Source organism: Pseudarthrobacter niigatensis (assembly GCF_030812615.1).
Lineage (GTDB): Bacteria > Actinomycetota > Actinomycetes > Actinomycetales > Micrococcaceae > Arthrobacter > Arthrobacter niigatensis.
Genome location: NZ_JAUSTB010000001.1, coordinates 515,213 through 527,198, shown reverse-complemented (window position 1 = coordinate 527,198; position 11,986 = coordinate 515,213). Strand labels below are relative to the sequence as shown.

General features: G+C 63.7%; 9 protein-coding genes and 1 pseudogene. All 10 read right to left on the bottom strand.

What is annotated here, in order from left to right; all coding sequences use genetic code 11:
• Positions 1-14: 14 nt before the first annotated feature.
• The gene (locus J2T23_RS02485) at positions 15-1,088 is read right to left on the bottom strand and encodes an ABC transporter ATP-binding protein (protein ID WP_307356796.1); all 1,074 of its coding nucleotides are present in this window, start codon (positions 1,086-1,088) and stop codon (positions 15-17) included.
• A complete protein-coding gene (locus J2T23_RS02480; RefSeq protein ID WP_307356794.1) occupies positions 1,085-2,038 on the bottom strand; it encodes an ABC transporter ATP-binding protein in 954 nt (317 codons plus the stop codon). Before J2T23_RS02480 ends, J2T23_RS02485 begins: the two co-directional genes overlap by 4 nt.
• A complete protein-coding gene (locus J2T23_RS02475; protein ID WP_018763807.1) occupies positions 2,035-2,961 on the bottom strand; it encodes an ABC transporter permease in 927 nt (308 codons plus the stop codon). Before J2T23_RS02475 ends, J2T23_RS02480 begins: the two co-directional genes overlap by 4 nt.
• 31 nt (positions 2,962-2,992) lie before the next feature.
• Positions 2,993-3,970, bottom strand: a complete 978-nt coding sequence (locus J2T23_RS02470; protein WP_141160609.1) for an ABC transporter permease — start codon at positions 3,968-3,970, stop codon at positions 2,993-2,995.
• Positions 3,971-4,091: 121 nt separating this feature from the next.
• Positions 4,092-5,765, bottom strand: coding sequence for an ABC transporter substrate-binding protein (locus J2T23_RS02465; protein ID WP_307356790.1), 1,674 nt, complete (start codon positions 5,763-5,765; stop codon positions 4,092-4,094).
• 79 nt (positions 5,766-5,844) lie between these two features.
• Positions 5,845-6,915 carry a LacI family DNA-binding transcriptional regulator gene (locus J2T23_RS02460; RefSeq protein ID WP_307356789.1) on the bottom strand — a complete coding sequence of 357 codons (1,071 nt, stop codon included), beginning with the start codon at positions 6,913-6,915 and terminating at the stop codon, positions 5,845-5,847.
• Positions 6,916-7,071: 156 nt separating this feature from the next.
• Positions 7,072-8,070 (bottom strand): aldo/keto reductase family protein, encoded by a 999-nt coding sequence (locus tag J2T23_RS02455; protein ID WP_307356787.1) that lies wholly within the window; start codon positions 8,068-8,070, stop codon positions 7,072-7,074.
• Positions 8,070-9,578: a glycoside hydrolase family 32 protein gene (locus tag J2T23_RS02450; protein ID WP_307356785.1), complete on the bottom strand. Its 1,509-nt coding sequence runs from the start codon at positions 9,576-9,578 to the stop codon at positions 8,070-8,072. The genes J2T23_RS02455 and J2T23_RS02450 overlap by 1 nt, the downstream gene beginning before the upstream one ends.
• A gap of 445 nt (positions 9,579-10,023) precedes the next feature.
• Positions 10,024-10,314: pseudogene (locus tag J2T23_RS02445) on the bottom strand (carbohydrate kinase family protein); the annotation flags it as partial.
• A gap of 87 nt (positions 10,315-10,401) precedes the next feature.
• Positions 10,402-11,895 carry a glycoside hydrolase family 32 protein gene (locus J2T23_RS02440; RefSeq protein ID WP_307356782.1) on the bottom strand — a complete coding sequence of 498 codons (1,494 nt, stop codon included), beginning with the start codon at positions 11,893-11,895 and terminating at the stop codon, positions 10,402-10,404.
• Positions 11,896-11,986: the final 91 nt, after the last annotated feature.

The following is an 11,986-nucleotide window of genomic DNA, read 5'->3' as shown; positions in this document are numbered from 1 at the left end:
TGGAAACGGGAACGTCAGTCTCCAGGCTCCGGTTCTGTCGCCAATGCATGGCCGCCGGCGCCGGCGCGCGGGCGGTAGAGGTGGCAGCGGACCCAGTGGCGGTTCAGGGGGTCGCCCACCTGGTGGCGGACGGGTTCCTCGGATGAGCAGCGCTGCTTCGGGTCGTTCTCAAAGGCGCAGCTGGCGGAAGCCATGACGGCTTGCCGGAGCTGGGCGCGGTGGATCGGGTCGTAGGATCCGGCCCGCGCCGGGTCGGGGACGGCTGAGACGAGCAATTGGGTGTAGGGGTGGGCCGGGTTGGCCAGCAGGTCCAGTGATTCACCCTCTTCCACGATTTCGCCGGCGAACATGACGGCCGTCCGGTCCGCCAGGTACCGGGCGGAGGCGAGGTCGTGGGTGATGTAGAGCATGGAAATGCCCTGCTCATCGCGCAGTTTCCGCATCAGGTTCAGCACGCCGATGCGGACCGAAACGTCCAGCATGGAAGTCGGTTCGTCGGCGAGGATGACGTTTGGCTCAACGGCCAGGGCCCGTGCGATCGCGACCCGTTGACGTTGCCCGCCGGAGAGCTCATGGGGGTAGGAGTCGAGCATGTCGGCCTGAAGCCCGACGGTGGTCATGAGCTCTTCGAGACGGCGCCTGGTCTGCTCTTCGGAACCGCGCTGGCGGGTGCCGCCTTTGCCGTGGATGGTGAGGGACCGGCGGAGGAAGTGCTCGATTCGGTGGGCGGGGTTCAATGAGCCAAAGGGGTCCTGGAAGACCATCTGCAGCTGGGACCGGAACTCCCGTGAGGCCTGGAAGCGGTCACGTTTGAGGACCTCGACGCCGTCGACCAGGATGGCCCCTTCGCTGGGTTTCTCGAGCCGGGCGACACAGCGGGCCAGGGTGCTCTTGCCTGAACCGGATTCACCGACCAGTGCCACGATCTCTCCGCGGCCGATGGTCAGGTCGACACGGTGGAGCGCCCGGACCGCCTGGCTGGAGAACAGGCCGCCGATGTGGAAGGACTTACCAAGTCCGCGCACCTCCAGGGCCGGAGTCAGGGACGAAACATCCGGCCGTGCCGGGGAGTGGACGGCGTGGCTCATTGTGCTGCTCCTTCAAGGACGGCGGCTTCGGCGTCGGCATCAAACGGTGCCACGAAATGGCCGGGCGCAATTCCGGCGAGGTCCGGGATGTTCCGGAACTTCACGCCGTCGGGCAGGCCCTTAAGCGGGATCCGCGGACCGGTGAGCGGCGGGAACGCGCCCATGAGGGCTTGGGTGTAGGGGTGCCCTGGGGCGGTGTAGATGTCGTGCGCTTTGGCGGTCTCTACGATTCGGCCGCCGTACATGACCGCCATCCGGTGGGAGAGTTCGACCATCAAGGACATGTCGTGCGTGATGAAGAGGACGGAGAAGCCCAGTTCGCGCTGCAGATCCTTGATCTGGGCCATAATCTCCTGTTGCACCACCACGTCCAGTGCGGTGGTGGGCTCGTCAAGGATCAGCAGTGACGGCTTCAGGGCGACAGTCATGGCGATGACGGCGCGTTGCCGCATGCCGCCGGAGAGTTGATGCGGGTACGACTTGAGGCGGGCGGGGTCCATGCGGACCAGTTCCAGCAGCTGTGCTGCGCGTCGAAGGGCTTCTTTGCGCGGGTAGCCGGCGTGGGTAGTGAAGATGTCTGCCATCTGTTCCCCGATGGTGAGCACCGGGTTCAGCGAGTTCATGGCGGACTGGAACACCATGGCGACGTCCTGCCAGCGGAAACGGCGCAGCTCGTCCTGGTTCATGGCGAGGACGTCCTTGCCGCCGAAGGAGATGCTGCCGGCGGCGATCTTCGCCGGGTCCTTGAGCAGCCGCATGATGGAGTTGGCGATGGTTGATTTTCCGCAACCGGATTCGCCGGCCAGCCCGAAGACCTCGCCGGCGCCGATGCTGAAGGAGACGTCGTTCACGGCCGTGGTCGAGCGGGAGTCACCGATGTACTTGACGGTGAGGTTCTTGACGTCGAGGACCGGTTCATGGGAGCCGAAGGAGGTTTGGGAGACGGTCACTGTGCGGCGCCCCTTTCGGTGGTGGCGGGTTTGCGGATCTTCCGCAACCGGGGGTTGGTTACTTCGTCAACGGCGTAGTTGATGAGGGCCAGGGCGAATGCGACCAGGGCGATGCAGAGGCCGGAGGGGATAAAGACCCACCAGCTTCCGGTGAGCAGGGCGCCTTCGTTTCCGGCCCAGAAGAGGTTGTTGCCCCAGGAGACAGTGCTGACGTCACCCAGTCCAAGGAATTCGAGGCCCGCCTGGGCCCCGATGCCATAGATGACGCAGGCGAGCAGTGTTCCCATCACGATCGATGCCATGTTCGGCAGGATTTCGCGGAACATGATGCGGCCGGCGCGCTCACCGGAGACGACGGCGGCAGCGACGAAGTCCTTGGATCGGATGGACAGGGCCTGTGCCCGGAGTACGCGCGCTGATCCGGCCCATCCCGTGACGGTGAGGACCAGAATGACCGTGCCCAGCCCCGGGGGCAGGAAGGCGGCCAGGATGACGAGCAGCGGCAGGCCGGGAAGGAGGAGGAAGACGTTGGTCAACAGTGAGAGTGCTTCATCGATGAATTTGCCGAAATAGGCTGATGCCAGGCCAACGAGGATTCCGATGAAGGTGGATGCGAACCCAACGGTAAGCCCTACGAGCAGGGAGCTTCGGGCGCCGTGGATGGTCAGGGCGAGCACGTCCTGGCCCTTGGCGGTGGTTCCGAGCCAGTGTTCGCTGTCTGGTTCCAGTGAGGCCATCCCGGTGATCCGGGAGGGGTCGTCCGGGAACAGTACCGGTGCGGCCAAGGCCAGGACGATGAAGACGAGCATGATGGCCATGCCGGTCATGGCCTTCTTGTTGGTGATGAGTCCGTGGATGAAACCGCGGTTGGTTTTGCGGGCAGCTTTTGCTTCAGTTGGCTGCTGGAGGATAACGCTGGTCATGGTCGGTCCCTTGGTTACGGGTACGCGCTGCTCAGTTGCTGCGCACGCGGGGGTCGAGGCGGACGTAGAGAATGTCCACCAGGAAGTTCGCCAGCAGCACGGCGGCGGTGATGGTCAGGAACAGGCCCTGCATAAGCGGGTAGTCGAGGCCTTGCACGGCGTTGAGGAGCTGGTAGCCGACGCCGGGGTAGGCGAAGACGACCTCGGTCAGGAGGGCGCCGCCGACGACGAAGCCCAAGCCCATGCCGAAGCTGGTCACCGAGGGCAGCATCGCGTTCCGGGCTGCGTAGCGGAGCATGATCCGTCCGGGGCGCAGGCCTTTGGCTTCGGCCATGGTGATGTAGTCCTCGGAGTTCGTGGCAATCATGGTGTTCCGCATGCCCAACATCCAGCCACCGATGGAGACCAGCACGATGGTCAGCGCCGGGAGCACGAGGTGGGCGGCGACGTCACCGATGAACTCCGCAGTGAACGCCGGCTCCAGGCCGTCGGTGAACGCGTGGCGGATGGGGAACCAGCCGAGCACGACGCCGAACAGGTACAGGGCGCCCATTGCCAGCCAGAAGTAGGGGAACGATCCAATGAAGACCAGCACGGGAGGCAGGGCCGAGTCGAGGGCGCTGCCGCGGCGCCAGGCTGCCAGGATGCCCAGCAGGTTGCCCACGACGGCGGCAATCACCAGCGCGGTCCCGCCAAGCAGGAGGGTCCAGCCGATTTGGGACGAGATGACTTCGGTAACGGGTGTGGGGAAGCGTGTAATCGATACCCCCATCTGTCCGGTGAGGATGTTCTGGAGGTAGCCGGCGTACTGCTCCCAGATGGGCCGGTTGTCCACGCCAAGCAGCTTGCGCAGGGCCTCGAGCTGTTCGGGCTGCATTCTGTCCTGGGAGCGGGCGAACATGCGTGATACGGGGTCCCCGGGCATGAAGCGGGGGAGCAGGAAATTCAGGGTGATGGATGCCCAGAAGGCGATCAGGTAGAAACCCAGTCGGCGCAGGATGAAGCGCACGGTTTCCCTCCAATTCGGGAGTGGTCAAGATTGTGGGTACGCCCGACGGCCGGCTGATGGCATGAGCCAGGCCGTCGGGCGTGTGGTGCCTTGAGGGCCAGATGGGCCTCAGGGGCGGGGACTACTTGCGCGGTTCCAGGCTGGTCAGCACCAGAACGGTGGTGGGTGCGCGAACCGAGAGGGTGGCGTACGGGTTGTCCTGCGTGGGCCAGCCGGTGAAGCGGGTGTCGTTGTATGCACCCCATTCCGGGCCGGAGAACAGCGGCACCACCGGTGCGACGTCGTTGTATTCTTCCTGCAGCTTGTTGGCAATATCCTTTTGCCTGGACTGGTCAGTTGCTGCAGCGAAGTCGCTCAGCAGGGCATCAGCTTTGGGGTCGCCGAAACGGTGGTAGTTGTCGGAGGCCTTGGTGCCCACCGGCTTCACCGATGAGGAGCCCATGGTGGTGTTGAAGTACTTGTACGGGCTGGGATCGTTGGCACTCCAGACGATGCCGGAGTCGAAATCACCCTTTTCGTACCCTGCCACCACGGCAGCCCAGTCCGGGGAGTCCACCTTCGCGGTTACGCCGACCTCCGCCAGGTTCTGGGAGATCACGTTGGCCACGGAGAGCCAGTCGGACGAGGTAGCACCCACGGAAATCTTGAACTCGAACGGTTTGCCGTCCTTGAGCGTGCGCTTGCCGTCGGGGCCCTTGGGGTAGCCCGCCTTGTCCAGCAGGTCGTTTGCCTGCTGGACGTCGTGCTTGGTCCACGTGCAGTTGTCCTTGACCTGCGTGTTCTTCCAGGTCTCGTAGTTGCCGGAGAGGCCCGTGCAGTCCGCCGGCTGGGCGTAGCCGCTCATGCCGATCTTGGTGACCTGGTCCCGGTCCACGGCCATGCTCAGCGCCTTGCGGACATCAACATCGTTGAAGGGCGCCTTGGTGGTGTTGAGCTGCCAGTTGATCATGGCACCGGTCGGAGGGAACCAGTAGTGCCGGTGGTCCTTGTCCTTTGAGACGAAGGTCTTTTCGATGTTCGGGATGTACTGGGGCGCCCAGTCCACGTCGCCGTTGGCGGCGGCAAGGTTGGCGCCGTCGTTCCCGGCGAACGCGAGCATCTTGATGCCGGCAATCTTCTGCTTGTCCGGCTGCCAGTAGTTGGGGTTCTTCTTCAGCACGAAGGACTGGGCCTGGAAGTTGTCCACCTCGGTGTACGGTCCGGTGCCCACAGGTTTGGCGTTGGCGTCCTTTTCCGGATCGGCCAGCGCGGACCAGATGTGCTTGGGCAGGATGCTGAGCTGGCCTACGTCGTACAGGGCGGGGGACCAGGGCTTGTTGAAGTTGAAGGTGACCTTGTTGCCTTGTGCAGTCACGCCGTCGAGATACTCGTAGCCGCCCTTCAGCTTCTTCTGGAGCTCGAACGTGTACGCGACGTCGTCGGCAACGAAAGGCTGCCCGTCGGACCACTTCACACCATCACGCAGGGTGAACGTGATGGACTTACCGTCGTCCGCGGCCTTCCAGTCGGTGGCCAGCCACGGCACCGAATTCCCCTTGGCCGGGTTGAAGACCAGGAGGGACTCGTAAATGGACTGCTGGACCATGGGGTTGACGGTCGGCGCGAACGGGTTGAAGTTCTGCACGAACGTGCCCATGTCTTCACGGGGAATGGTGAGGAATGCGCTGGCGTTGGCTGCGGCGTCGGTGCCGCCGGACTTGTTGCCGGTGGCGGCGCAGCCGGTCAGCAGCATCGCGCCTACCGCCAGTCCGGCCGCGGCAATGCGGGCGGACTTGAGGAACCTGGTTTGTGTCATGATGGGGTTATCTCTTCCTGTCTTCATCAGCAAGGTGAAGGGTGGGTTGGGGTTTTGCTCTTCGACGTTGATTTCGCGGTCAGACCGAAGAGCGTTCTAACAGCGGACAGTCGACCAACTGCTGATTGGCAGTGATCGGCTGTCCGGCTGTAAGGGCGGCGAGCGTCTGGACTCCCAGAGCGCCCATCTTTTCGAACGGCAACGCAACAGTAGTCAGCTTGGGCCTGAGGTAGGCCGAGATGAGTTCCTGGTTGTCGAAGCCGATCACGGCGATGTCACCGGGGATGGCCAGGCCACGTTCCTTGATGGCGTCGTAAGCCCCCATGGCCATACGGTCATTGAGGCAAAACAGGGCGGTGGGCCGGTCCTTGGCCGGGTACCGGTCAAGGATCTGACAGGCAGCGTCGTAGCCTCCGTCTGCCGTCGCATACCCGGCCGCCACGAGCTCCGGATCAAGCTCCAGGCCGGCGTCGGCCAAGGCCTCCCGGACGCCCTGCAAACGCCCAACAGCTGCCGGGATGCGGGGGTCCAGGTTGATCACACCGATGTTGGTGTGGCCGGCCCTGAGGAGGCGTTCGACGGCGACCCGTCCGCCCGCGCGTTCGTCAGGGACGATTGAGGGCAGCTTCCCGTCCAGGTCGAAACAGTTGACGAGCACCGTGGGCACTTCGTGCGCGCTGCGGGGCACATGGACCCCACGGTGGTGCGTTGCGGCGTACAGCAGGCCTTCCACCCGCTGCTCCAGCAGCTTTTCCACAGCAGCATCCTCCATCCCCTGGTTGGGGCCGGCCGCATCACCCTGGTCCGATGGGGCGATCAGGAGGAACCGGCCGTCAATCCAGGCCTGGTCCTGGGCACCTTTGATGATGTCCACGGCGAAGGGGGCGGTGACGATCTCGGTGACGATCCCGTACCAATCGCTGCGCTGGGATGCCAGCGCCCTCGCCCCGGCATTTGGACGGTAGCCCAAAGCCTGAACCGCCTCAGCGATGCGGACCCGGGTCTCCTCCGAAATGCTGGCGTCTTCACGGTTGTTCAGCACGAAAGAAACAGCTGTCCGGGACACTCCGGCATGCTTGGCTACATCATTCATGGTGACGCCACGCTGCCGGGCAGTGCCGGGTTTGTCGGGGGAGGTGGTCTTCGCCATTGAATGCTCCAGAGGTCTTCATTGAGCCGGGGTTGCCCGTGGTAAAACGGACGTAATTGGGTGAATCTATGTATAGTAACTCGCGTTACTTTCGGGCTGTGATCTAAGTTACCCGCGTTACTAAACGGTGTCAAGACGTTTCTTCAGCCGCTGCGGTTAGGGGCGGTCCTTGAAGGACTCGACCTTCCCGGGGTCTCTTTCGATGACGGGGCCGAGGATGTCATCGATCCTCAGGAGCATTTCCTGGTCGAGTTTCACTCCTGCGGCACGGACGTTGTCCACGAGCTGCTCGGGCCGGGATGCTCCCACGATGGCCGCCGAGACGTTGGGGTTTTGCAGTACCCATGCAACCGCGAAAGCCGCCATGGACAGTCCAATCTCTTCGGCCAGGGGCTTCAATTTCTGGACGCGGATGAGGATGTCCTCGCTTAGAAAGCGGTGGTCGTTCTTCAGTTCGCCGTTGTCGCCTCGGAAGCGGGAGCCTTCCGGGGCCGCCGTGCCGGGGGTGTACTTGCCGGTGAGGACTCCCTGGGCGAGCGGAGACCAGCAGATCTGGCCAATGCCCAGTTCCTCGCTCAGGGGAACGATCTCCGGTTCGATGACGCGCCACAGCATGGAATACTGCGGCTGGTTGGAGATGAGCTGGACCCCAAGGTCCCTGGCGAGGGCAACGCCGGAGCGGATTTCGTCCGCCGTCCACTCCGACACCCCGATATAGTGTGCCTTCCCCGCCCGGACAATATCGGCAAAAGCCTGCATGGTCTCTTCCAGCGGGGTCTCGTAGTCATACCTGTGCGCCTGGTAGAGATCCACGTAGTCAGTCCGGAGCCGGCGGAGCGACGAGTTGATGGACTCCATGACGTGTTTGCGGGACAGGCCGCGGTCGTTCCGGCCATCCCCGGTAGGGAAGTAGGCCTTGGTAAAGATCTCCACGCTTTCACGGCGTGTTCCCTTGAGCGCGACACCCAACGCTTCCTCCGCCCGGGTTCCGGCGTAGGCATCGGCAGTGTCGAAGGTGGTGATGCCCAACTCCAGTGCCTGTTTGACGCATTCCGTCGCAGCGGCCTGGTCGATCTGCTCGCCGTGGGTGACCCAGTTTCCGTAGGCGATTTCGCTGATGTACAGGCCGGAGGTTCCCAGTTTGCGGTATTCCATTAGGCATCATCCTTTTCGAAGTTGGTGAGTTGGAGCACTGCGTCGGCTGTGCCGCCGGTGGAGTAGAGAGTGAGGGATGTTTGGGCTGGATCCGGGAAGATCAGTTCGGTCACCGAGACGAGCCCATCGTTGGCGAAGACCTCCACTGAGCAATGGTCGACGAAGATCTGCAGAGTGTAGTTGCCCTCCTTGGCCGCGGAAATGGGGGCGCGGCTGGTGGAGGCGAAGGCTTCGTGGAAGTCGGTGTCGCCGGAGTGGGTGCGGTCCACGATCAGGTCCCCGCTGCCGGGTTGGATCCCGATCCGTGTCCCGACCGTCCCGTCCGCCGACCCTCTGACCACAAGCCCGAACTCCTCGGCGTCACCAGGGGAGAAGGTGACGTCAATAAGCTGTACCGCGGTGCCGCCCTCAACAGTTGCGGGGCCGTTCAGGGCCAGCCGCTGCTCGGGACCGGGTGTCGAAGTTGCCCTCACTTCCGGTGCGGGGTGCTGCAGGAGCCGGGGATGCCGGTTCACGGAAACGAGGGACATGTCCCGGACCAAGCTCATGGGGCTGCGCCAGGGCGAGGTGGGGATGTGGTTGGCATATTGCCAGTTGTTCATCCAGCCGATCATCAGCCGCCGGCCGTCCGGGACGTTGCTGAACGAGACCGCGGCGTAGTAGTCCCGGCCCCAGTCCAGCCACTGGTAGTCGGGTACGCGCTCAGGGTCCTGCATTCCCTCGGTGAGGGTTGTCTCGGAACTGAACGTGACGCCGTCGAACTCTCCCACGAAGTACTGCCCCGCGGACCCGCCGTTGGGGCCCCCGGGGTTCATGTTCACCGTCAGGACCCATTTGATGGCTGAGGAGTCACCGTCCAGGGGCAGCTCAAAAAGGTCCGGGCATTCCCAGATGCCTCCCGTGCCGTTCGCGGGACCGAAGGTGCTGAGGTATACCCAGCTCTTGAGGTCCTGTGAGCGGTAGAGCAGGACGGTGAAATCATGGGCTTCCACCGCCACCATGACCCAATAGCTGCCCGAAGGGCCGTCGTAGCGGAAGACCTTGGGGTCCCGGAATTCCGGCGAGTTCCGGGTCAGGACCGGGTTGCCGGCGTACTTCGTCCAGGAGTATCCGCCGTCCGTGCTCCACGCGAGGGACTGCGCCTGCGTGCCCTCGTGGAGGGAGCCCGGCTTGTACGCGCTGGTGTAGATGGCCACCAGGGGAGCTTTCCCGTCCGCGCCGAATCCACTGGTGTTTTCGGCGTCCAACACAATGCTGCCGGAGTAGATTTCCTCGACGTCATCACAGGGAATCGCTACCGGTTGTTCCGTCCAGCTGACCAGGTCAGTAGAAGTCGCATGGCCCCAGGACATATTGGCGTGGACGTTTCCGAAGGGGTTGTTCTGGTAGTACAGGTGGTAGGTGCCCTCGTGGAAGACAAGCCCGTTCGGATCGTTGAGCCACGTGTCTTCGGCGGCGAAGTGCATTGCCGGCCTGTAGGTCTCAACGGTGGTGGTAACGCTGTTCATTCTTCTCTTTTCATGGCCGTGGCTGAGGTCCTCGGACCTGTGGAGCGGGCGTGTGTTGGCGCAAAGGGAGCACTGCGAAATCAACTGGCTGCAATTGCAGGAGTCGGGGTGCTCTCAGGTTCATCGCGTGGGGTGAGCGCCTGGCGAAGCAATGCTTGCGTGGTTCCGTGCCCGGCTTTGGGAGGCGGTGTCCGCCATTGGATGCTCCAGAAGTCTTCGTTTGAACTGGACGTTGGCCGCTAGTGGTTTGCGCTGACCGGTAGTAACTCGCGTTACCCTGATGCGTGATCTAAGTTACCCGCGTTAGTTGGTTGGTGTCAAAGGGTTTTTTACATGTCCGCCGTCGCCCACTACGTGGAGGGTTTCGGTCAATGACGGGTCCAAGGGCGAGGACGGTGCTGATCGGGGACGATTTCCCGGCCCACACGCCTCGCGCAGGCGAGCTGGGGATGCTGGCCTGCTGTAGCCATGCCGGCAGTTCGTCGGCTGTAGGCGGAGCTGCGCCTTTTCGGCTGACCGTGATCGCGGCTGCGGCGGGGGCAGTTCGGCCGGGGGTTTCCTGGACCTGGGGCGCCAGTCCGTGTGTTCCGCGCGCCAGGAGCCCGTAAATGAGGGCAGCCATGTATGAGTCTCCTGCTCCGATGGTGTCGACGACCCGCGAAGGGAATGCCGGTACGTGCACACTGCCGTGAGGAGTCATCAGGAGCGATCCGTCTACACCCAGTGTGGTGACCACCTCCGGTGAGTTGACGACATCTATCAGGGCCTCGCCGACCACAAGGACGTCAGGGCCGTGCGGTTGTTTGGAGCAGGTGTACATGTTTCAGGCGAGCGGCGTCAGCTGAAGGGAAGCGGCGGCTGTTCCGCCGGTCGAGTAGAGCGCCAGCGAGGTCGCGGAGGGGTCAGGGAAGATCAGTTCGGTCAGCGTCACGAGCCCGTCCTGCGCAAAGATCTCAACGGAGCAGTGGTCGACGAAGATCTGCAGCGAGTAGGTCCCATCGGGGCCCGGCTGGATGGGTGCGGTGCTGACGGAGGGGAAGGCGTCGTGGAATCCAGTGTCGCCGGAGTTGGTGCGGTCCACAAGGAGTTCGCCGGATACCGGACGGATGCCAATCCTGGTAGCGGCACCATCCTCGCCGCCCCTGACCGCAACGCCGTATTCTTCCGCTGTTCCCGGAGTGAAGGTGACCTGTATCTGCTTGACGGCCGTGCCGCCGTCGACCGCAACCGTCCCGTCCAGTTGCAGCTGCTGAGCGGGAACGGGAGCCGAGTTGGCGGTGTATTCGGCGGCGGGTTGCTGGACCAGCCGCGGCTGTCCGTTGACGGAGGTGAGGGTGACGTCGCGGACGAGGCTCATGGGGCTGCGCCAGGGCGACGTGGGGATGTGGTTGGCGTACTGCCAGTTGTTCATCCAGCCGATCATCAGCCGGCGCCCGTCCGGGACGTTGCTGAAGGAGACTGCTGCGTAGTAGTCCCGGCCCCAGTCCAGCCACTGGTAGTCGGCTACCCGGCCGTCGTCCTGCATGCCTTCGGTGACCGTGGTTTCGGAGCGGAACGTCACGCCGTCGAACTGTCCTACGAAGTATTGCCCGGCGGATCCGCCGTTGGGGCCGCCGGGGTTCATGTTCACGGTCAGGATCCATCGGGTGTTCCCCGCGTCGCCGTCAAGGGGAAGTTCGAAAAGATCCGGGCATTCCCAGATGCCTCCCGTGCCGTTCGCGGGGCCGAAGGTGCTGAGGTACTCCCAGGTCTTCAGGTTGTCGGAACGGTAGAGGAGGACAGCGTAGTCGTGGGCTTCGACGGCGGCCATCACCCAGTAGCTGCCTGCGGGGCCGTCGTAGCGGAAGACCTTGGGGTCACGGAACTCGGGGGAGTCACGCGTGAGTACGGGGTTGCCCGCGTACTTGGTCCATGAGTAGCCGCCGTCTGTACTCCAGGCGAGGGATTGGGCCTGGATGCCGGGGTGGGCTGAGGCGGGCTTGAAGGCGCTGGTGTAAATGGCTACCAGCGGGGCCGTGCCGCTGGTGCCGAAACCGGAGGTGTTCCCGTGGTCCACCACGATGCTGCCGGAGAAGATCTCTTCAGTGTCATCGCATGGGATGGCCACCGGCTGCTCTTCCCAGTTCACCAGGTCTGTGGATGTTGCGTGTCCCCAGGACATGTTGCTGTGGACGTTCCCGAACGGGTTGTTCTGGTAGTAGAGGTGGTAGGTGCCTTCGTGGAAGACCAGTCCGTTGGGGTCGTTGAGCCAAGTGTCCCTGGCCGTATAGTGCATGGCCGGGCGGAAGGTCTCAAGGCTGGACGTGACAGTGTTCATGGGTCTCTTTCGTGATGCCGCCGGCCGGGGCGGCGCAGGCTGGGGTGCCGGGCGCGGAGTCCGCGCCCGGCACCGGGAGGGAAGCCGGGGG

Bases quoted from the DNA above. Each gene is read 5' to 3' on its own strand.
- J2T23_RS02485 (WP_307356796.1), bottom strand. From the start codon at position 1,088: ATGAGCCACGCCGTCCACTCCCCGGCACGGCCGGATGTTTCGTCCCTG.
- J2T23_RS02475 (WP_018763807.1), bottom strand. From the start codon at position 2,961: ATGACCAGCGTTATCCTCCAGCAGCCAACTGAAGCAAAAGCTGCCCGC.
- J2T23_RS02465 (WP_307356790.1), bottom strand. From the start codon at position 5,765: ATGACACAAACCAGGTTCCTCAAGTCCGCCCGCATTGCCGCGGCCGGA.
- J2T23_RS02460 (WP_307356789.1), bottom strand. From the start codon at position 6,915: ATGGCGAAGACCACCTCCCCCGACAAACCCGGCACTGCCCGGCAGCGT.
- J2T23_RS02455 (WP_307356787.1), bottom strand. From the start codon at position 8,070: ATGGAATACCGCAAACTGGGAACCTCCGGCCTGTACATCAGCGAAATC.
- J2T23_RS02450 (WP_307356785.1), bottom strand. From the start codon at position 9,578: ATGAACAGCGTTACCACCACCGTTGAGACCTACAGGCCGGCAATGCAC.
- J2T23_RS02440 (WP_307356782.1), bottom strand. From the start codon at position 11,895: ATGAACACTGTCACGTCCAGCCTTGAGACCTTCCGCCCGGCCATGCAC.